This is a genomic window from Nonomuraea sp. NPDC049480 (assembly GCF_044465905.1).
Classification (GTDB): Bacteria; Actinomycetota; Actinomycetes; order Streptosporangiales; family Streptosporangiaceae; genus Nonomuraea.
This window is the reverse complement of record NZ_JBITMD010000039.1, coordinates 43,233-62,833: the sequence shown is the minus strand read 5'-3', so window position 1 is coordinate 62,833 and position 19,601 is coordinate 43,233. Positions and strand designations below refer to the sequence as shown.

General features: G+C 69.5%; 20 protein-coding genes, 1 pseudogene and 1 riboswitch. Of the genes and pseudogenes, 13 read left to right on the top strand and 8 right to left on the bottom strand.

Features of this window, described 5'->3' with window-relative positions; all coding sequences use genetic code 11:
- Nucleotides 1-16 precede the first annotated feature (16 nt).
- Together ACIBX3_RS55630 and ACIBX3_RS55625 are read right to left on the bottom strand one after the other, a co-directional pair.
- Entirely contained in the window at nt 17-1,036 is a 1,020-nt protein-coding gene (locus ACIBX3_RS55630; RefSeq protein ID WP_397128939.1) for a hemolysin family protein, read from the bottom strand.
- Nucleotides 1,033-2,391: a hemolysin family protein gene (locus ACIBX3_RS55625; protein WP_397128938.1), complete on the bottom strand. Its 1,359-nt coding sequence runs from the start codon at nt 2,389-2,391 to the stop codon at nt 1,033-1,035. Before ACIBX3_RS55625 ends, ACIBX3_RS55630 begins: the two co-directional genes overlap by 4 nt.
- A gap of 1,082 nt (nt 2,392-3,473) precedes the next feature.
- Here ACIBX3_RS55625 and ACIBX3_RS55620 point away from each other — a divergent pair.
- The 3 genes from ACIBX3_RS55620 to ACIBX3_RS55610 are packed head-to-tail and all read left to right on the top strand — an operon-like array spanning nt 3,474 to nt 6,280.
- On the top strand, nt 3,474-4,754 hold the full coding sequence (locus ACIBX3_RS55620) for an LCP family protein (RefSeq protein WP_397128937.1): 1,281 nt from the start codon (nt 3,474-3,476) through the stop codon (nt 4,752-4,754).
- A 20-nt stretch (nt 4,755-4,774) separates the two neighbouring features.
- Entirely contained in the window at nt 4,775-5,380 is a 606-nt protein-coding gene (locus ACIBX3_RS55615; protein ID WP_397128936.1) for a TenA family protein, read from the top strand.
- Between the two features lie 21 nt (nt 5,381-5,401).
- Nucleotides 5,402-6,280, top strand: a complete 879-nt coding sequence (locus tag ACIBX3_RS55610) for an Fpg/Nei family DNA glycosylase (protein WP_397128935.1) — start codon at nt 5,402-5,404, stop codon at nt 6,278-6,280.
- Nucleotide 6,281: 1 nt separating this feature from the next.
- Here the strand turns inward: ACIBX3_RS55610 and ACIBX3_RS55605 are convergent, their stop codons facing one another.
- Nucleotides 6,282-7,658 carry an MFS transporter gene (locus ACIBX3_RS55605; protein WP_397128934.1) on the bottom strand — a complete coding sequence of 459 codons (1,377 nt, stop codon included), beginning with the start codon at nt 7,656-7,658 and terminating at the stop codon, nt 6,282-6,284.
- Between the two features lie 127 nt (nt 7,659-7,785).
- On the opposite strand from ACIBX3_RS55605, the gene ACIBX3_RS55600 reads away from it, so the two are divergent.
- The 3 genes from ACIBX3_RS55600 to ACIBX3_RS55590 all read left to right on the top strand — a co-directional run bounded on the left by ACIBX3_RS55600 (nt 7,786) and on the right by ACIBX3_RS55590 (nt 10,078).
- The gene (locus ACIBX3_RS55600; protein WP_397128933.1) at nt 7,786-8,223 is read left to right on the top strand and encodes a winged helix-turn-helix transcriptional regulator; all 438 of its coding nucleotides are present in this window, start codon (nt 7,786-7,788) and stop codon (nt 8,221-8,223) included.
- A gap of 33 nt (nt 8,224-8,256) precedes the next feature.
- Entirely contained in the window at nt 8,257-8,580 is a 324-nt protein-coding gene (locus ACIBX3_RS55595) for a rhodanese-like domain-containing protein (protein ID WP_397128932.1), read from the top strand.
- Between the two features lie 59 nt (nt 8,581-8,639).
- A riboswitch (TPP riboswitch) is annotated at nt 8,640-8,753 on the top strand.
- Nucleotides 8,744-10,078 carry a purine-cytosine permease family protein gene (locus tag ACIBX3_RS55590; RefSeq protein ID WP_397128931.1) on the top strand — a complete coding sequence of 445 codons (1,335 nt, stop codon included), beginning with the start codon at nt 8,744-8,746 and terminating at the stop codon, nt 10,076-10,078. (Overlaps the previous riboswitch by 10 nt.)
- Here the strand turns inward: ACIBX3_RS55590 and ACIBX3_RS55585 are convergent.
- On the bottom strand, nt 10,041-10,616 hold the full coding sequence (locus tag ACIBX3_RS55585; RefSeq protein WP_397128930.1) for a methylated-DNA--[protein]-cysteine S-methyltransferase: 576 nt from the start codon (nt 10,614-10,616) through the stop codon (nt 10,041-10,043). The genes ACIBX3_RS55590 and ACIBX3_RS55585 overlap by 38 nt on opposite strands.
- A gap of 100 nt (nt 10,617-10,716) precedes the next feature.
- On the opposite strand from ACIBX3_RS55585, the gene ACIBX3_RS55580 reads away from it, so the two are divergent.
- Together ACIBX3_RS55580 and ACIBX3_RS55575 are read left to right on the top strand one after the other, a co-directional pair.
- Complete coding sequence (locus ACIBX3_RS55580; protein WP_397128929.1) at nt 10,717-12,585, top strand: ATP-binding protein; 1,869 nt, start codon at nt 10,717-10,719, stop codon at nt 12,583-12,585.
- A 142-nt stretch (nt 12,586-12,727) separates the two neighbouring features.
- Nucleotides 12,728-13,159 (top strand): ATP-binding protein, encoded by a 432-nt coding sequence (locus ACIBX3_RS55575; RefSeq protein ID WP_397128927.1) that lies wholly within the window; start codon nt 12,728-12,730, stop codon nt 13,157-13,159.
- On the opposite strand, the gene ACIBX3_RS55570 is transcribed toward ACIBX3_RS55575, so the two are convergent.
- From ACIBX3_RS55570 to ACIBX3_RS55560, 3 genes are all read right to left on the bottom strand, one after another.
- Entirely contained in the window at nt 13,143-13,784 is a 642-nt protein-coding gene (locus ACIBX3_RS55570; protein ID WP_397128926.1) for a YidC/Oxa1 family membrane protein insertase, read from the bottom strand. The genes ACIBX3_RS55575 and ACIBX3_RS55570 overlap by 17 nt on opposite strands.
- Before the next feature lie 77 nt (nt 13,785-13,861).
- Nucleotides 13,862-14,062, bottom strand: coding sequence for a DUF6412 domain-containing protein (locus ACIBX3_RS55565; RefSeq protein WP_397128925.1), 201 nt, complete (start codon nt 14,060-14,062; stop codon nt 13,862-13,864).
- Nucleotides 14,059-14,232 carry a hypothetical protein gene (locus ACIBX3_RS55560; protein WP_397128924.1) on the bottom strand — a complete coding sequence of 58 codons (174 nt, stop codon included), beginning with the start codon at nt 14,230-14,232 and terminating at the stop codon, nt 14,059-14,061. Before ACIBX3_RS55560 ends, ACIBX3_RS55565 begins: the two co-directional genes overlap by 4 nt.
- A gap of 93 nt (nt 14,233-14,325) precedes the next feature.
- Between ACIBX3_RS55560 and ACIBX3_RS55555 the strand changes: the two genes are divergently transcribed.
- Nucleotides 14,326-15,024, top strand: coding sequence for a response regulator transcription factor (locus ACIBX3_RS55555; protein ID WP_397128923.1), 699 nt, complete (start codon nt 14,326-14,328; stop codon nt 15,022-15,024).
- Nucleotides 15,024-16,142 carry a sensor histidine kinase gene (locus tag ACIBX3_RS55550; RefSeq protein WP_397128922.1) on the top strand — a complete coding sequence of 373 codons (1,119 nt, stop codon included), beginning with the start codon at nt 15,024-15,026 and terminating at the stop codon, nt 16,140-16,142. Before ACIBX3_RS55555 ends, ACIBX3_RS55550 begins: the two co-directional genes overlap by 1 nt.
- On the opposite strand, the gene ACIBX3_RS55545 is transcribed toward ACIBX3_RS55550, so the two are convergent.
- Nucleotides 16,132-16,422 (bottom strand): hypothetical protein, encoded by a 291-nt coding sequence (locus ACIBX3_RS55545; protein WP_397128921.1) that lies wholly within the window; start codon nt 16,420-16,422, stop codon nt 16,132-16,134. The two genes, ACIBX3_RS55550 and ACIBX3_RS55545, sit on opposite strands and share 11 nt — an antisense overlap.
- 310 nt (nt 16,423-16,732) lie before the next feature.
- Between ACIBX3_RS55545 and ACIBX3_RS55540 the strand changes: the two genes are divergently transcribed.
- The 3 genes and pseudogenes from ACIBX3_RS55540 to mptB form a co-directional block, all read left to right on the top strand.
- A complete protein-coding gene (locus tag ACIBX3_RS55540; RefSeq protein WP_397128920.1) occupies nt 16,733-17,080 on the top strand; it encodes an STAS domain-containing protein in 348 nt (115 codons plus the stop codon).
- 37 nt (nt 17,081-17,117) lie between these two features.
- Nucleotides 17,118-17,846, top strand: a complete 729-nt coding sequence (locus ACIBX3_RS55535) for a glycosyltransferase family 2 protein (RefSeq protein WP_397128919.1) — start codon at nt 17,118-17,120, stop codon at nt 17,844-17,846.
- A gap of 415 nt (nt 17,847-18,261) precedes the next feature.
- A pseudogene (gene mptB, locus ACIBX3_RS55530) lies at nt 18,262-19,365 on the top strand (polyprenol phosphomannose-dependent alpha 1,6 mannosyltransferase MptB); the annotation flags it as partial.
- Nucleotides 19,366-19,601 lie beyond the last annotated feature (236 nt).

Sequence of the window (19,601 nt, the reverse complement as noted above, 5' to 3'; positions counted from 1 at the left end):
CCGACTGCGATGTGATTTACGTCACAGCCATCGTTCTGGTGTCCAGGAGTTCGCCCAGGAGGTCTGTGAGGCTCACCATGCCTATGACGGTTCCCGCCTGGTTCGTTACCAGGGCCAGGTGAGCCCTTGCCTCCTGCAGGGCCGTCACCGCCTCAGGGACCTGGGTCACGCAGGCGAGTCTGGGCAGAGGGTGGCTCAGGTCCGTTGCGGTGTCCTCCGGGCTGAGGAGGGCGTCTCTGGCGTGGAGGGCGCCCTCTACCTCCTCTCCCTTGCCTACCAGGAGTCTCAGGTGGCCGCTTTGTGCTGCGGTGGCTCTGATCTCCTTGGCCGTGGCCTCGGGCGGGACCGTGACCGCTTCCGCTATGGGGACCATCAGGCGTTCTATGCCCTCGGCCTGGAGGCGCAGGGCTCTGGTCAGGAGGTCGTGTTCCTCCCTGTCCAGCAAGCCCATTCGGCCCGACTCGCCTACCAGCATGGCCAGTTGGCGGGGGGTGCGGGTGGTGGCCAGCTCGTTTCTCGCCTGGACGCCGAAGAGGTGGAGGATGCCGTTGGTCAGGGCGTTCAGGGACGAGAGCAGGGGGCGCATCAGGTGGGTGAAGGCGCGGAAGGGCAGCGTCAGGATGAGGGCTGCTCGTTCCGGGTGGGTCAGCGCCCAGGACTTGGGGGCCATTTCGCCGATCACCATGTGGAGGAAGGTCACCAGGGCGAGGGCGATCGTCAGCGAGATCGGCAGGCGCAGTGATTCCGGGATGCCCGCCGCGGCGAACACCGGCTCGAGGGCGTGTTCCAGCGCCGGTTCCGTCACTTGGCCCAGGCCCAGGGTGCAGAGGGTGATGCCCAGCTGGGCTCCGGCCAGCATCAGAGAGAGCCGGCGGGTGCCGCCCACCGCTGACTTGGCGGCGAATCTGATCAGGCGGTTGCCGCCCGCCGCCATCTCCTCCAGGCGGTGGCGCCTGGAGGAGACGAAGGCGAATTCCGCGGCCACGAACAGCGCGTTGAAGGCCAGGAGCGCGAGGCTCAGCAGGAGGAGGGTCATCGGGTCGCCTCCGCGGGCTCAGCGTGTTGTTCGGGGACCAGGCGGACCCATTCGGGTACCCGGCGGCTCAGGGACATGACCGTCAGGCGGGCCAGGTGCTCGGCTTCGTCAATCGCGAACGGGTCGTCCGTGGGCTGGGCGACCGGCACCGTCACCGCGTCGCCCGGGTCCGGCATTCTGCCCAATCTGGCCAGGACCAGGCCGGCGAGCGTGTCGTACTCATCGCTCTCCGGGAGCGAGATGCCGGTGGCGCGCTCGACCTCGTCCAGCCTGAGCCAGCCGGGTACCTCCCAGATGCCGCCGGGTCGCTCCACGGCGCCCACCGGCTCAGGGTCGTTCTCGTCGAGCAGTTCGCCGACCAGCTCTTCCGCCAGGTCCTCGATCGTGATCACGCCGGCCAGGCCGCCGTACTCGTCGATGACGCAGGCGATGTCGTCCTTGCCCGTACGCATTCTGTCCAGGACGGATGGCAGGGGCAGGGAGTCCGGCACCAGGAGCGCCTGGCGGGTCACTTCCGCTATGCGGCCCTCGTCCAGGCCCGATGTCAGTAGCTCGCGTACGCCGGTTACGCCTATGACGTCCCCGTCGTCGCCCACTACCGGGTAACGGGAGTGGCCGCACTCGCGCATGACGGAGAGCAGGTCGGAGACGGGCTGCGAGTCGCGCAGCACGACCACGCGGGGGCGCGGCACCATGATCTCCTCCGCGGTGCGGTCGCCGAACTCCAACGCGCGTTCCAGGAGGTCCGACAGCCTGGGCGGTAGCTCACCGGCCCGGGTGGATTCCTCGATGATGCGGGACAGCTCCTCAGGCGTCGCGCCGTGCTCCACCTCCTCGACCGGCTCAATGCCCACGCGTTTGAGCAGGCTTGTCGCGGCCGAGTCGAACAGGCGTACCACCGGGCCCACGACGGCCAGGTAGATCAGGGTCGAGCCGGCCAGGAACTTGGCCACGGGCTCTGGTCTGGCGATGCCCAGGTTCTTGGGCGCCAACTCGCCGAGGACCATCTGGACCACCGTCGCCACGAACACGCCCGAGGCGACGGACAGCCCGGAGATGGCCGCGTCGGGCATCCCGGTGCCCTCCAGCCAGGGCCGGACGAGCACGGAGATCGCCGGCTCGGCCAGGAAACCGACCAGCAGGGCTGTGACCGTGATGCCCAGCTGGGCGCCGGAGAGCATGAAGGACAGCCGCGAGGTGACCCGGAGCGCCTTCTCGGCGGCGGCGTCACCCGCGGCGGCCTGCTCACGCAAGATCCCGCGGTCGGCGGCGACGAAGGCGAACTCCTGGGCGACGAAGTAACCGGTCGCGGCAGTGAGGAGGAAGAGGGCCAGCAGCCCAAGATAAGCGCTCACCAGAGTGAGCTCTCAGAGGAACCCGTGCCGATGCACGGGCGAAGACTCCACGGGTCCGAGGCGGACACGGTCATCCTTTCAATAGACGTCGTCCCTAACCGTAACGACGCAGGTGGCATCTATGTTTCCGCGACAGCAGCCGCAACACCAGCGTTGGCATCGCAGAGGGATCCGGTGGAACGGTTCGTCTGCCTCGACTTCCTGCCCGCTGGTGCGTCCACAGGGGGGGGGCAGGCGAGAGATCGGGTCTGGATGTCGGTGCCACGCGTGCTGACGGACGCCGGAGTTCCCTCTACGGTGCCCTCCACCCGGACGGCGGCGTGACGGAGGAGGAACTGTGTGAACGCCTGCGGGACTATTTCGCTGCGTCCTTGCGGGGAAACCGCAGAGTGGCAGTGGAAATGAAAATTTCGGAGTTGACGCCGGGCGGAGCGTTTGACTCTTGTCTGTCCGGTCTCCGTCAGGTGTGCTCGGCGCTTTCCATCACAATGGATTTCGGCTCCGCAAAAGGACGTGTCGATATCCTGGAGCCTCCTCCTCCGCCGGGCGGGAGGACATGGGGGCTCGATGGGACCCGTTCCCCAACCTGAGGTTCAGGTCGTCCTGCCTGTCGGCGCCCCTGCAGTATCAGATGCCCGCGGGACGCCGGACAGGCCGGGTGCAGCACAGCCACGGATCGGCTGTGAGCCTGCCGCCCGCTCTGACAATGCCAGGACGTTCAGGGTCTTGCCGCGGACTCGCATGGCAGATCCCCGTTCCCTGTGAATGGATCCTGCCCCCGTCATGAGAACTCGCGGGCTTTGGAGGCTCAACGATTATTGGTCGCCTCGGTATGCCGTGTATTTATGTGAAGATCTGGTGACCGCGGAATTGGCGGTGGTCGTTTTGGCGGTTTGATCCGGGACGGTGTGGCGGTGTGACCACGTGGGTGCACCTGGGGCCGGTGCGAGGGTCGGCCTGGTGTGATCTCCATTACCCTCTGTTGGTTCCGGGTACTTTTCCATGGAACAGCCTTGGCGGCACTCCGCACAGTCGGGGGGTTCGACGTACCGTCTATGGCATACCGAAGGGAAGAGGGCGAAGTGTCTGAGGACGACCGGACGCGGGCCATGCGCTCGCCGGGCGACGGGCGCCCGCTGCCGCCAAGGCACAATGACGGCCTGCGCTCGGGCGGTGCCCCCGCGTACCAGGTTCCTCCGGGCGGGGCGGGAGCGCCCACGCACAAGCTTCCGGTCTCCTCCCAGACCCCCGAAGCGCCGGCGCCGCGGACCGCCTCACCGGGCGAGCCGCCCAAGGCGGGCTCGCGGGTGTACGGCAGGGCACGGTCCGGCAACAACCCGGTCAAGCCGCTGCGATCCAGGGGCGGCGAGGCGCCGCGGGGAGGTCCCCGAGGCCCGCGCAAGCGGCCGTCCGGCCGGATGATCGTGAAGATCATCGCCGCGCTGCTGGTGGCGCTGCTGGTGGCGGCCGTGGGCATGCTGTTCTGGATCGACTCCCGGCTGACCGGGATCGACGGCGTGCTCGACGACTACGAGGGTCGTCCCGCCGACACCCCCGGCACCAACTGGCTGCTGGTCGGCTCCGACAGCCGCAAGGGCCTGTCGGCCGCCGAACGCAAGAAGCTGGCCACCGGGCGGGCCGTCGGGCAGCGTACGGACTCGATGATGCTGCTGCACATCTCCGACAGCGGCGACAAGCCGACGCTGGTCAGCCTTCCCCGCGACTCGGCGATCACCATTCCCGGCAAGGGGCGCGACAAGCTCAACTCCGCGTACGCGATCGGCGGGCCGAAACTCCTGGTCCGCACCGTGGAGTCGGCCACAGGGATCCGCGTCGACAACTACATGGAGATCGGGTTCGCCGGGTTCGTGGACATCGTGGACGCGGTCGGCGGGGTCGAGATCAACGTACGGGCCGACGTGGACGACCCCAAGGCGGGGCTAAAGCTCAAGAAGGGCACGCAGGTGCTCAACGGCGCCCAGGCTCTCGGATACGTACGCACCCGCAAGGGCGGCGCGCTGCCCGACTTCGAGCGGACCAAGCGGCAGCGGCAGTTCCTGGGCGCGGTCGTGAAGAAGGCGGCCAGCCCCGGGGTGCTCATCAACCCGTTCACGTCGATCCCGCTGGCCATGAGCGCCACGGACGCCGTCGCGGTCGACAACAGCACCGGCGTGTTCGACATGCTCTCGCTGGGGTTGTCCATGGGTGACAGTCCGGTGACGACCGTTGTGCCGTTCGGCGGGAACGAAGCCGTGCCCAGCGGCGGCACCGCGGTCAAGTGGGACCGCGACAAGGCTCTGGCCCTCTTCGACTCGCTGAAGAACGACAAGCCGGTCCCGAAGACCATCCTCGACGCCAACTAGCCCCCGCTAACCTCCCAGCCATGACTGTCTCGGAGAAGTTGCACGCCATCGGCCGCCCCATGCTCCAGGCGCAGCTGGAGCATCCCACGGTGGCGGGCATCGCCCGGGGGGACCTGGCGGAGCCGGTGTTCAGGTCGTGGCTGGAGCAGGACTACCTGTTCCTGCTGGACTACGTGCGGGTGTTCGCGCGGCTGGCCTGGCAGGCGCCCGACGCGCATCTTGGCGACCTGGTCGATCTGGCGCACGCGACGTACCACGACGAGCTGAGCCTGCACCGGTCGTTGTCGGCGCAGTTCGGCGCCGATCTCGAGGGGGCGGTGAAGGGGCCGGCGTGCGCGGCGTACACGGCCTTCCTGCTGGAGTCGGCGGCCTCCTACGAGGAGGGGCTGGCGGCGCTCTACCCGTGCATGTGGGGGTATTCGAGCCTCGGGCGGATCCTGGCGGAGGACCCGCCGGCCGAGCCTCGGTACCGCGCGTGGGTGGACACGTACGCCGATCCGGGGTTCGCGGCGCTCACCGTGCGGATCGCGCAGATGATCGACGAGGCCGATCCGGATCCCGGGCGGGCCGAGGAGCTGTTCAGCGAGGGGATGGCGCACGAGCTGGCCTTCTGGGACGTGCCGTAGCACGCGACATACCCTTGTGGCATGCCGGAACTTCCCGAAGTGGAGTCTCTGGCCCACTTCCTGCGCGAACGGGCGGTGGGCCGTACCATCCTGGGCGTCGACGTGGTCGCCATCCAGGCGCTCAAGACGTTCGACCCGCCGGTCAGCGCGCTCGGCGGGCTGACCGTCACCGGCGTGGCGAGGCACGGCAAGTTCCTCGACCTCGACTGCGACGGCCTGCACCTGATCATCCACCTGGCCAGGGCCGGGTGGCTGCGGTGGCGTGACGACCTGTCCGGCGCCAAGGCGGTGCGCCCGGGCAAAAGCCCGCTCGCCGTACGGGTGCGGCTGGCGCCCGACGACGAAGGGTCGGCGCCCGGGTTCGAGCTGACCGAGGCGGGGACGCAGAAGCGCCTGGCCGTCTATGTCACGAAAAATCCGGACGAGATCCCCGGCGTCGCCGCCCTCGGCCCCGACCCCCTCGACGAGTCCTTCACGGTGGACGCGCTCAAGCGCATCGTGGGCGGCAACCGCACCCAGATCAAGGGCCTGCTGCGCGACCAGAAGATCGTCGCCGGCATCGGCAACGCCTACTCGGACGAGGTGCTGCACGCCGCCAAGATGTCCCCGTTCAAGATCGCGGCGACGTTGACGGACGCGCAGATCGCCGACCTGCACGAGGCCATCGTCACCACGCTGAGGGACGCGGTGGAGCGGGCGCACGGGCTGGCGGCCAAGGACCTCAAGGCGGAGAAGAAGTCGGGCCTGCGGGTGCACAACCGGACGGGGCAGCCCTGCGACGTGTGCGGTGACACGATCCGCGAGGTGTCGTTCGCCGACTCCTCGCTGCAGTACTGCCCCACCTGCCAGACGGGCGGCAAGCCGCTGGCCGACCGCCGCCTGTCCCGGCTGCTGAAGTAGGTCACACCCCGGCCGGCACTCGGTGCTCGGCGCGGGCGCGGGCGCGGGCGCGGTGAAGGCCGACGGCGGCGATGACCGCGCCCAGGAGCGTGGCCGTGACCGGCGCCACCAGAGCCGTACGCAGGGCGGTCAGCCCCGCCTCCGGCCCCGTCGCGGCGCCCAGGGCGGCCACGTTGACCGCCGTGACCGCCGACAGGCCGAGGGCCGCGCCGAACTGGAACGAAGAGTTGATCAGGCCGCCGGCCAGGCCCTGCTCATGCTCCGCGATGCCGTCCGTGGCCACGATCGTGAGCGGGCCGTACACGAAGGCGAACATCAGGCCGATCAGCAGCATCGACGGCAGCATGGCCGCGTACGCCCAGTCCAGGCCGACGTTCAGGAACAACGCGTACGCCAGCACGCCCGACAGCAGACCGGTGAGGACGACCTTGGCGTTGCCGTACCGGTTGACCAGCCACGGGGTGAGCGTCGGGGCCAGGACCACGTCGGCGGCCGCCGCCAGCAGCGCCAGGCCCGTCTGGATGGTGGACCAGCCGCGCAATTCCTGCAGGTAGAGCGTGACCAGGAACTGGAAGCCGAAGAACGAGGCCGTGAGCAGGGCGGCCATCAGGTTGGCCCGGACCAGCGCGCCCGAACGGAAGATGCTCAGGCGGACCAGCGGGTTCGCGGCGCGGCGCTCCACCGCGACGAACGCGCTCAGCAACGCCAGCCCGCCGGCGAAGGCCGTGACGGTCAGCGGCCAGCCGTCCGCCGGGTGCTCCAGGCGTACGACGCCGTAAACCAGCAGCATCATCGCGCCCGTGATGCTGACCGCGCCCGCCACGTCGAAGCCCCGGGCCGTGGGCCGGTGTCCGGTGGGCTCCTTGAGCAGGGGGAGCGCGGCCAGCAGGATCGCCGCCGACATCAGCACCGGCGCGAAGAACACCCAGCGCCAGCCGAACGCGGTCAGCAGGCCGCCGATCACCAGCCCGAGCGCGAAACCGCCCGCCGCCGTCCCCGCGTAGATCAGCAGCGCCCGGTTGCGCTGCCGGCCCTCGGGGAACGTCGTGGTGATCAATGAGAGGCCGGCCGGCGTCATGAAGGCGGCGGCCACGCCCGTGACGAAACGCGCCACCAGCAGGATCCACCCCTCGTTCGCGAAGCCGCCGAGTCCGGAGAAGACGAGGAACACCCCGAGCCAGAGCAGGAACATGCGGCGGCGGCCCAACAGGTCGGCCGCCCGGCCGCCGAGCAGCATGAAACCGCCGTAGCCGAGCACGTACGCGCTCACGACCCCGCTCAGCATCCCGGTGGACAGTCCGAGGTCGGCCCTGATGGACGGGAGGGCGACGTTCAGCATGGCGACGTCGATGCCCTCGAGAAAGATGGCGCCGCACAAGACGGCGAGTACGCCCCATGAACGCGCAGGCCCCGATGAACGGGCAGGCATGGCAAACCCCCGGTTATGAATAGGCATGTTGGTTATGTCTTGTAACCGTCAACATCTTGGGCCAGCATGAAATGTCATGGAAGACGGCACTTTGAAAGCACTTAGTTACTGCGAGAGAACCGTGGAAGACGACGACTACGACGTGCGGCAGTGGGACACCCGGGAGGACTGCGAGGTCAGGCAGATACTCGACCGCATCGCGGACAAGTGGTCGCTGCTGGTCATCGCGTTGCTCGACTGTCAGAGCCTGCGCTTCAGCCAGCTGCGCCGCGAGATCGACGGCGTCAGCCAGCGCATGCTCAGCGTGACCCTGCGCCACCTGGAGCGCGACGGCCTGGTCTCCCGCACGGTCCATCCCGTCGTGCCGCCCAGGGTCGACTACGCGCTGACGCCGCTCGGCCGTACCCTGCACCAGACCATCAAGGCCCTGGTCACCTGGACCGAGGAGCACCAGCAGGAGATCGCCGAGGCGCGTGCCACGTACGACTCGCGTGTTCAGGACCTCACTCCGTGAGGAGGCACTCCCTCGCCGCGAGACAATGGAGGTATGACCGTTCCTGAGATCGAGGCCAGTGCCGTTCCGGATGACGTCTACCTGCTCGACGTCCGTGAGCAGGACGAATGGCTGGCCGGTCACGCCCCTGCCGCCGTGCACATCCCCATGACCCAGATCCAGGATCGGGTCGGCGAGGTGCCCGGCGACCGGACGGTCTACGTCGTCTGCCGGGTGGGCGGGCGGTCGCTGCAGGTGGCGGCCTGGCTCAACCGCCTGGGGCGGGACGCGGTCAACGTCGGGGGCGGCATGCAGTCGTGGGAGGCCGCGCACCGCCCGATGGTCAGCGAGACCGGACAGGAGCCGTTCGTCGCCTGACTGTAATTCGCCCACTATGGCGATTTGACGGTCATTGCGGCATCATGAGGGCGCCAACTTCACATTGTCGCGGGAGCTCGGGGTGCCGGGCTGAGAGGGCAGTTATCCATCCGCTGCCGACCGCCTGAACCTGTCCGGGTAATGCCGGCGTAGGGAGTGTGCGATGACGCATGTCGCCGACGAAGTTCCGCTGACCCTCGAGGGCACGCCACCGAAGACGCTCGGCGTCCTCGACCAGGGCGCGCTCTGGGCCAACCTCGGCGTCAGTCTCCTGGGTTTCTCCTTCGCCCTCTACCTGATCAACCCCCTCGGCGACGCGCCGCTCAGCGTGGCCGCCGCGCTCACCGCCACCGTGATCGGCAGTCTGATCGGCACGTCCATGGTGGGCCTGGCCGCCATCCCCGGGACCCAGACGGGGCAGCCCTCGATGGTGCTGCTGCGCGGGTTGTTCGGGGCCAAGACGTCGTACGTGCCCACGGTGCTGAACATCGTTCAGATGCTCGGCTGGGGCGCCTTCGAGCTCTGGGTGATCGCCGAGGCCGCCGGTGCGATCTTCGGCGGGGTGCCGTACGCGGTGTGGGTGATCGTGGCGGGGGCGCTCACCACCGCGCTGACGATCTGGCCGCTCGGTTCCGTGCGCGTGCTGCGGCGGTACGTCACCATCGGCGTGATCGTGTCCATGGTCTGGTTCACCTGGTTCCTGGTGTCCGAGGCCCCGGCGCACAGCGGCGGGACGTGGACCGCCTTCCCCGCAGCCGTGGACTTCGTCATCGCGCTGTCGGTGTCGTGGGTGCCGATGGCCGCCGACTTCGCCCGCCACTCCAGGTCCAGCAAGGCCGCCTTCGCGGGCGTGGTCGGCGGCTACACGCTGGCCCAGGTCGCCTGCCTCGGACTCGGCGTGTACGCGGTCGCCATCGCCGGAGCGGACGCGGTGGCCGCCGACGGCACGGCGGTGTTCGCCCCCTTCGTGGCGGCGCCGCTGGGCGTGCTGTTCTTCTCCATCCTGGTGCTGCGCGAGACCGACCAGTCTTTCGCCAACGTCTACTCGACCACCATGTCACTGCAGAACCTCATGCCGCGCGTGGACCGGCGGGTCTTCTCGACCGCCATCGGTGTGATCACCATCGCGATCGCGCTGGTCGTGGACGTCAATTCCTACGGCGCGTTCCTCAGCGTGATCGGGGCGGTGTTCGTGCCGATGTTCGCGGTGCTCGCCGTGGACTACTTCGTCTTCGCCCGCGGCGACCGCTGGAACACCGCCCAGAACGCACCCGCGCGCTGGTCGATGCTGGTGCCCTGGGTTCTGGGTTTCGTGGCCTACTGGCTGACGACCTCGTCGCCGACCGTCCCCGCCTGGGACGCGTTCTGGGCGGACGTCCGCACGGCCATCGGCTTCACCCGGGAGCCGTGGATGAACGGCGCATTGGGCGGGGCCTTGGTGGCCGGTCTGGTGACGCTGCTCATCGGCCTGCTGCTGCGGCGCGTCGCTCGACGTTGAGCAGGTGCTGCTTGGCGGCCGCGCCGCCCGCGTAGTCGCCGAGCGCGCCGTCCTCGCGCACCACCCGGTGGCACGGCACGATCACGCAGACGGGGTTGGAGGCCAGCGCGTTGCCGATCGCCCGCAGCGCGCGCGGCCGGCCGATGCTCACGCCGATCTCCTCCAGCGTCGTGGTCGTGCCGTACGGGACCGCCATCGTCTTCTGCAGCACCGTACGCGCGAAGGTCGTGGCCAGCGTCAGGTCGACCGGCGTGGCGAACGCGCGCAGGCGGCCGGAGAAGTACGCGTCCAACTCCCTGCGCACCGGGTCCAGCCGGCGCGGATTCGGGCCGATGAACGTGCCCACATGCCGGGTGACCAGCTCGAAGACGTCGTTCTCCGGCTCGAAGGAGCAGGCCGCGATGCCCTTGCCGGTCACGGCCAGCACCAGCCGGCCCACCGCGCCGTCGTATGTGCCGAAGGCGACGTCCGGCGGCCTCTCGCCCCGGTATGTGTTGGAGGTCACACGTAGCAGGGCATCGAGATCGCCGCTCGTCATGCCTCCACCCCTCGCCGGGTCGCCCAGAGAAATCACCGTGACCGCAGCGTATCGGACGGATCGCCCGACGGACCCACCGCGCCACGTGCACTATGGAGGTGTGGGGGACGAATGGGCCGGTAGTGACGATGAGATCGCCCGTGCGGTGCTCGCCAGCTCGCCCAACGCCGTCGTGGCGCTCGACAGGGACCAGAGTGTTCTGGTCTGGAACGGCGCCGCAGAACGGCTCTTCGGGTGGCCTGCCGAACAGATGCTCGGGCGCCGGGCGCCGATCGTGCCGGCGGAGCTGACCGCCGAGCTCAACGCCGTGCTCGAACGCGTACGCACCGGCGGCCAGGTGTCGTTGCGCACCAAACGCCTGCACAGCGACGGCAGCGTCCTCGATCTGCGGGTCGACATCAGCGCGCTGCGGCTGGGCAACGCCGTGGCCGGTTACGTCTGCGTCCACCACCTGGCCAGGACCGACGAGGTCGCGAAGAACCGCATGGCGCGCAGGGCCAGGCTCGTGCGCCGGCTGACCGACGTGGTCGGCGACATCAACTCCGACCTGGAGCTGTCGGCCGTGCTCGACCGGATCTCGGCCAGCCTCACCGAGCTGACCGGGGCGGACGCGGGCGGGTTCGTGCTGATCGAAGGGGACAGGCTGCGGCTGGTGAGTACGTACCAGTTGCCGGAGACCATCCGGGGGACCATCACCGACCTGGGGACCAGCCTCGTGGACCGGCTCTTACGCACCGGCAAGACCGTGCTGCTGGAGTCCAGTGGGCTGGACGACCTGGTGTGGGCGCGGCTGGACGGGCTGCACACGGTCGCGCTGGGGCTGGCCGCAGTCGGGGGGCGGCCGTACGGCGCTCTCTACGCGTTGTTCGCCCGGCGCACGCCGGGGCACCTCGAACTGGAGCTGCTGGAGCTGCTGGCCGGGCACGCGGGCATCGCCGTCGGCAACGCGGTGGCCTACCAGGACGCGGTGCGGCAGCGGGCGCACGAGCGGGCCGTGTTCGACGCCAGCGCCGACGGGATCGCCGTGCTCGACGAGTCCGGACGCGTGGTGCGGTGGAATCCGGCGGCCGCCGAGATCACCGCGTTCCCCTCCGCGGCCGTCATCGGCGGGCCGCCGCCGTTCCCGTTGCCCAAGCCGGGGGAGAAGCTCACGTTCCAGATGGAGAGCGGGCGCTGGCTGGACGTGGTGAGCGCGCAGATCGAGGAGACGGGCGAGGTCGTGGTCGACTTCCGCGACGTGACCACGGCCAAGGAACTGGAGGAGGCCAAGGACCTGTTCCTGGCCACGACCAGCCATGAGCTGCGGACGCCGATCACGATCGTTCGGGGGTTCGCCAGCACGCTGGACTCCCGCTGGGACAAGCTGAGCGACCTCGAGCGCCGCTCGGCCGTGCACACGATCGCCGAGCGGGCCAGATCGCTCGGGCAGCTCATGGACCACCTGCTGCTCGGCGCCCGGGCGGGGGCGGATGAGCTCAAGGTGCGGATCGAGAAGTTCGACCTGGCCGAACGCATCCACGCGGCCACGCTCGGGTTGCCCGTGCTGTCCGACGCGCACCGGGTGGAGGTCGTGATGGACGACGGGCTGCCGCACGTGCTCGGCGACGCGCTGGCCACGGACATCGTCCTGGGGCAGCTGCTGGAGAACGCGTTCAAGTACTCGCCGAAGGGCGGACTGATCAGCGTCGAGGCCTGGACCGAGGACGACAACGTCGTCGTGGTCGTGGACGACGAGGGCGTCGGCATCGCCCCGCCTGACCGGGAGCGGATCTTCGAGCGGTTCGTCCAGGTGGACAGCGGCGACCGGAGGCGGTTTGGTGGAGTGGGGCTCGGTCTCTACATCGTCCGCAGCCTCGCCAGAGCACAGGGGGGCGATGTGAGCGCTCATCCGAGACCGGGAGGGGGCACGAGAATGCGGCTTGTTCTGAGGCGTGCTTTCACTATCGGATCCGACACACCGATGCGGTAACGAGGTGGTCACAGTTGCGCTGATCTATCGTCCAATGTGTACAAGCTGTGATCGAGATGCGGTTTCTGGGATCGAGTAACGGGGCATTTCGGTCGTACCGGGGAGTGTTCCCGCGGGGGGCACAGGGAACGGGGAGGTGGGTGTGTCAAGCGTGGTACTGCTTCCGTACGCGCCGTCCAGCGTCGCCGTTGCCCGCCAGCGCCTGAGCATTGACCTGCAGGAAAGCGGGGTCTTTTCCGCTGCGATCGACGATGCCGTGCTCGTGGTGAGCGAGTTGCTGAGCAACGCGCTCCGGCACGCGCATCCACTCCCGTCCGGCATGGTAAGGGTGGCCTGGCTGCGGAGTGACGATCACATAGAGGTGGCGGTGAGCGACGGGGGTGCGGCCACGGAGCCGCGAGCGGGCCGCCCGACCCTGTCCTCGCTCGGGGGCCGGGGGCTCGGCATCGTGGAATACGTGGCGGAGAGCTGGGGAGTGCGCCACGACGGTGACACGACCACAGTGTGGGCCATCCTGCCCGCCCCCCCAACGTCGTTGAACGGGCAGGTGGCGGCCCTCAGAGAGGCCGGCTAGCGAGCACGGCGCGCTCGCCGGTCGCCCAGGCCGTGGAAACCAGCAGGTAGAGCCCGGCCGCCAGCGGCAGCACCAGCGTGGCCAGCACGGAGCCGTACGGCAGGAGCCGCACGATCTTCCTCATCAGTTCCGGCTGCTCCTCGGTGACCTTGATTTGTTTTGCGGACAGCCACGCCACCGCTGTGACCAGCAGAATGACCAGGAGGAAGACCGAAACTGGTGCGCTGATCAGACCGTAATTAGCGATGACCCCGGCCACCTGCTGTCCCAGCGGCGCCCCGAACAGGTCGTGACCGGCCAGCGCGGTCGGATGCGTGGCCATCCGATACATCAGCCACATGAACGGCAACTGCGCCAGCATCGGCAGGATCCCGGCGAACGGCGAGCTGCCCTCCTTGGCGAACAACGCACTCGTCTCCCTGCTCAGCCGCTCCGGGTTGCGCGCGTAGCGTTTGCGCAGCTCGCGAAGCTTGGGCGCGAGGCGTTCGCGGATCTTCACCGTACGGGCCTGGCGGACGTTGAGCGGCAGCAGCGCGAGTCGTACCGCCACCGTGAACAGCACGATCGCGAGCGCGGCGCTGCCCCCGGACATGCCGATGACGAACGTGACAAGAGAATCGATCATGAGCCCTTTCCTCGACAGGAGGTGGATCAGGGCTCACTGATCGGGAGCCCCGCTTGCATGGAGGAAGCGGGGCCGAGCTAAGGGGCTCGTGGACGCGGGCGTCCGGCCGCGTCGGGGTCGCGCAGGCGCTGGAACGCCGTACGGCGCGCGTAAGTCAGCGGAAAGCCCGACGGCTCCCCGCTGACGATGGGCAGCAACGTGGCGGCCCACGCGGCCAGCAGCAGGATCGCCATCATGGTGATCCCGACCAGCCACGGATCAAACAGGAACAGCGTCACTGTGAGCGGGACGACTTCCCGACGACGGTGACCGCGATGAAGACGCCCAGAGCGACCACACCGATGATCAGCGCGACCTTGAGCAACCCTGCCAGCAGCGGCAGCAGGAAGTTGAACACCACGAAGAGACCCAGCAAGGTCCCTATGACGAGCATCACGACTCTACCCATGCAGCCACCGTACGTCCTGCGAGCATGATCCGCGAGGCTTACGAACCTATGACGTCATCACGCTTCGGCGTCGTCCGGCCGTACCGTGAAGTAGTGAACACGCGCATCCTGGTGGTCGATGACGATCCGACCGTCTCCGAGGTCGTTGCCCGCTATCTGGAGCGCGACGGACATGAGGTCGAGTGTGTGGGCGACGGCGCCGAGGCGCTGCGCCGCGCGCTGGCGCACCCGCCGGACCTCATGGTGCTCGACCTGATGCTGCCCAAGGTCGACGGGCTGCAGGTGTGCAAGAAGCTCAGGGAGCGCTGGCCGGTGCCGGTGATCATGCTCACTGCGCTCGGCGAGGAGATCGATCGGGTGGTCGGTCTGGAGACGGGGGCCGACGACTACGTGACCAAGCCGTTCAGCCCGCGCGAGCTGGCGCTGCGCGTGCAGTCGGTGCTGCGGCGGGCGCGCGGCGCCTCCGTCACGGGGGGCACGGGGGTGCTGCGCGACGGGGACCTGCTCGTCGACGTCGGGGCCCACGAGGTACGGCTGCGCGGTGACGAGGTGATGCTGACGGCCAGGGAGTTCGACCTGCTGGCCTACCTCATGCGCAACCCGCGCCAGGCGTTCAGCCGATCGGCGCTGCTGAACCAGGTGTGGGGGTGGTCGTTCGGCGACTCGTCCACGGTGACCGTGCACGTGCGGCGGCTGCGGGAGAAGATCGAGCCCGATCCGACCGCTCCGCGCAGGATCGTCACGGTGTGGGGCGTCGGCTACCGGTACGAGCCGTTGGACGGCGATTCCTGATGGCGCTGTTCCTGATGCCGCAGCCCGCCTCGCAGCTGCCGATGGTCGTGGCCGTCGCCGCCGGGCTCGGGCTGCTGGTCGCGCTGGCTGGCATCGGGGTGATGTATCGGCTGCGTACCCGGTCCATCGGCGTGATGCTGGCCGTGGTCGTGGTGGTCGCCATCGCCGCCACGCTGGCCGGCATCGTGGGGATCATCATGAAGATGCTCCTCGAAGGGGACGTCAGGAACTTCGTGCTGAGCGTGGTCGCCGTCGGCGGGCTGGTGGGGCTGGGGGTGGCGTTCGTCCTGGCCAAGCGGGTCGTCCGGGAGAGCAGACGGCTGGTCGCGGCCGTACGGCACATGCCGTTCACGGCCCCTCAGGGCCTGCCCGCCGAGTTGCAGGAGATCGCCAACACCCTGGAGGAGGCGTACGCGCGGGAGCGGGCACTGGAAGAGGCGCGGCGCGAGCTCGTCGCCTGGGTGAGCCACGACCTGCGCACGCCGCTGGCCGGGATGCGGGCCATGGCCGAGGCGCTGGAGGACGGGGTGGTGTCCGACCCCCGGACGACGGCCCGCTACCACCGGCAGATCAAGCTGGAGGTTGAGCGGCTCTCGTCGATGGTGGACGACCTGTTCGAGCTGTCGCGCATCCACGCCGGGGCCCTGCGGCTCTCACGCGCCCGCATCGGGCTGGCCGACCTCGTCGCCGACACGCTGGCGGGCGCCGAGCCGCTCGCCAGGGCCAAGGGCGTGATGCTCACGGCCGAGGCGGCGGACGCCGTGCCGGTCGAGGCCGACGCCGGGGCGTTGGGGCGGGCGCTCGGGAACCTCGTGGTCAACGCCATCCGGCACACGCCGTCGGACCGGACCGTGGTGCTGCGGGCCGAGGTGGACGAGGGGATGGCGTGTCTGTCCGTGACGGACTGTTGCGGGGGGATTCCCGAGGAGGATCTGCCTCGGGTGTTCGAGGTGGCCTTCCGGGGGGAGGCGGCGCGGACTCCCACCGCTGACGGCGGCGCGGGGCTCGGACTGGCCATCGCGCAGGGCATCGTGGAGGCGCACGACGGGATGATCGAGGTGGTCAACGACGGGCCGGGGTGCCGGTTCGAGATCCGGCTCCCCCTGGTCAGGGGCTGATCGCCGGTTGTTTCGTCTCGTCCGTGTCCCCATGCGCGCCGAGCGACTCCACCATCGCCCGAAATGTCGGGCAGGGCCAGCGCCACATGCAGCTCCGGCACCGCCGGATCGGATGCGCGGCGTCACTGGTGATGCCACCGGCGTCCCTCGGCTGGTGGAGATCGAGCAACCTGAGCCCGAGCTCGGAGAACCTGAGCAGATCGCCGCGGGCGCCGGCGAGGAATTCGAGGTCCTCGGTCGCCAGCCGGGTGCGGATGGGGACGTAGCCCTCGTGGTTCACCAGACCACGGAGCCGTCCTGCTTCGTCATGCCATGAGGTGGCCTTTTCTGTGCGGATGAGGATGGACTCCAGGTGTTCTCGGAGCCCTTGACGCTGAGGATCTTCGGAATTGTCGGATTTCATCGATGCGGGGCCCGCGAACCGTGCCCTGGTCCCTCCTTCTCGATGCGATGGCGACTGTGTTGGTGTCACGCTGTCAAGCTTCGCGTACTCTCCGTTTCCATGGAGGCCAAACGGAGGACAAAAACCTGTGGTTGCCGTATCGGCGTGACAACGTGACCGGAAGCCTTCTCGCCGCTAGCCTGCCCATGTGGAGCTCAAGGTCTCGACTCGATCACATGCCGGGTGCGCACTCGTTGCCGTCACCGGGGAAATCGACCTCTATACGGCGCCCCACCTGCAGTCCGAGTTCACTCGGCTGCTGCAGGACGGGCCCAGCCGGGTGGTCATCGACATGTCCGCCGTGGATTTCTGCGACTCCACGGGGATGAACGTGCTGCTGTCGGCGCTCAAACGGATGAAAGAGAAGGGCGGATCACTGGAAGTGGCCGCCCCGCGTCCCGCCGTACGCAAGATCCTGCAGGTCACCGGGCTGGACTCGGTCTTCACCGTGCACGACGAGGTGCCGCAGGAGTTCCTCATCACCGAGGGATCGTGACGGGTGCCGTACGCGGCGATGTCGGGGGTGACCGTCCGTGACCGGTGACACCGCGGTCATCATCCCGGCGGCCAACGAGGCCGACCGCATCGCGGCCACCGTCAAGGCCGCCGCGGCCCTGCCCGGGGTCGACCTCGTCGTGGTCGTGGACGACGGCTCGCGGGACCAGACCGGCAGGGTGGCGCGCGCCGCGGGCGCCCGGGTGGTGCGGCACAGCCGCAACCGGGGCAAGGCCGCGGCGATGGAGACCGGCGCGGAGGCCGTACGCCTCCTGGACGAGGACGCCACCTCACGGCACCTGCTCTTCCTCGACGCCGACCTGGGTGCGACGGCCGGCGCCGCGGCGCCGCTCATCGGGCCCGTACGCGCGGCCGAGGCGGACGTGACCATCGCCGTGTTCACCACCAGGGTGAAGCTCGGCGGCCACGGCTTAGTCGTGCGTCTGTCCAGGGAGGGCATCCGCCGGGCCACCGGCCTGGAGTTCAGCCAGCCGCTCAACGGCCAGCGCTGCCTGACCAGGGCTGCTTTCGAGGCGGCCCGGCCGCTGGCGCACGGGTTCGGCGTGGAGACGGCGATGACGATCGACCTGGTCCGCAAGGGCTATCGCGTGACGGAGGTCGAGGTCGACATGGCCCATCGGGCCACGGGGACGGATTGGCGCGCGCAGCTCCACCGCGCGATCCAATTCCGGGACGTGGCGCGTGCCCTGGCGATCCGAGACCCTTTTGTCGAGCAAAAGCTGGACAAACTTCGCCCCAAACGCTGACCATCTTCCGCGCGGGCCGCCGGCCGTCGCCTTGTGAAGGCTTCCTGGCCCGGGCAGAGGGTGACGCCCATTCGATCGACTCCCCGGTCGGCCATGCCCTTGAGCGGCCGCTGTGCGGGACCGCCGGCCTGAACCTGGGGCCGGAAAGGCGGTTCCGGAGCGAGGGTGTTGGCATGGGCGGGACCGCCGCGCGCGCCGAACAGGACCACGCCTCGGGTGCGGTGTCCGCGCCGGTCGGTTATCCACAGGGAGCCGCCGTCCGGAAGAAGGCGTCCGGCGGGTGTGCTGGAATTTGCGGGTGACTCCGGAGACACGGCACGACAAGGCACGAGACCTGCTCGCGAGAGCGGCCACGGGGGCGATCGTCGCCTCGATCCTGCTGACGATCACCATCGGACTCCTGGGCCCGTCGCCCATGGTCCCCGCCTTGCAGGGCCCCTCCTGGCACCCGCCGTACTCTCTTGACGCCCACCCCGGCCCCCACCTCACCATCGCCCTCGCGGCGGTCGCGCTCGTCCTCGGCGGCCTCGGTCTCCTGACAGCCCTGCTCGCCCTCCGCACCTCGTTCACGGCCGGCGCCGGTGTCCCGATCCCGGTCGGGAGCCGGGTCCCAACCGGGCCCGAGCACGAGACCGGCCGTCAGGAGGCGGCGTGGCGAGCGGCCCCGGCCGTGGTCCGGCGGGGGTTGCCGGCCGCGCGCCTGCTGGTGCTCATCGGCTGTCTGGCCGCCGGGATCCTCGCGTTCCTGCCGCCCTCCGGCTCCGGCGACCACCTCAACTACGCCGCGTACGGCCGCATGGTGACGCTGGGCCTCAGCCCGTACACGCACGGCGCGACCGACCTGCCCGGCGACCCCATCGCCGGCGCGGTCGAGGAGCCGTGGCGGGAGGAGCCGAGCGTCTACGGGCCGGTCGCGACGGCGCTGCAAGCGGCCGCCAGCTGGGTCGGCGGCGACTCGCTCCGGTTGACGATCTTCGTGCTGGCCCTGTTCAACGCCGCGGCCTTCATCGCGACCGGCCTCCTCATCGACCGGTTCACCAGGGACGATCCGGGCAGGCGCCTGCGGGCGGCACTGCTGTGGACGGCCAACCCGCTCCTGCTCTACCACCTGGTCGCGGGCATGCACGTCGACACCCTGGCCGTCGCCTGCATGGTCGCCGCACTCCTCGCGAGGAGCCGACCCGTGGGCTCGGGCGCGCTGCTCGGCCTGGGAGTGGCGATCAAGATCAATGCCGGTCTCGTGGCCCTCGGCCCGGCGTGGGAGCTGCGTCGCCGCCCCGCCCGCCTGGCGCTCATGGCGGGTTGCGCTCTCGCGCTGGTGGTGGCCGGCTACGCGTTCGTCGGCCCGGAGGCGATCGCGCCGGTGACGCGCACCAGCAAGTCGATCTCGCATGCCTCGTTCTGGAAGCTCGTCCAGGGCTGGCTCCAGTCGATCGTGGGCACCGGCAGCGCGTACCGGGGCGAGATCCAGATCGGCTCCCTGCTGGTGCTCGTGCTCCTCGCCTGGTGCCTGTTGCGCTGGGCCTCCCGCACCGGCTGGGCCGGCCCGCGGCACGGCTCGCACGGCATGGACGCGCCGGTCGTGGCGGCGGCACTGGTGGTGGCGTACGTGTTTGCGACGCCGTACATCCTGCCCTGGTATGACGGGCTGGCGCTCGGGATGCTGGCACTCGTGGCAGCGTCCGCGGTGGACGGGTTCGTGGTCGTCCACCTGCTGGCTCTCTCCCTCGCCTACCTCCCCGCCCGGGTCGAGAA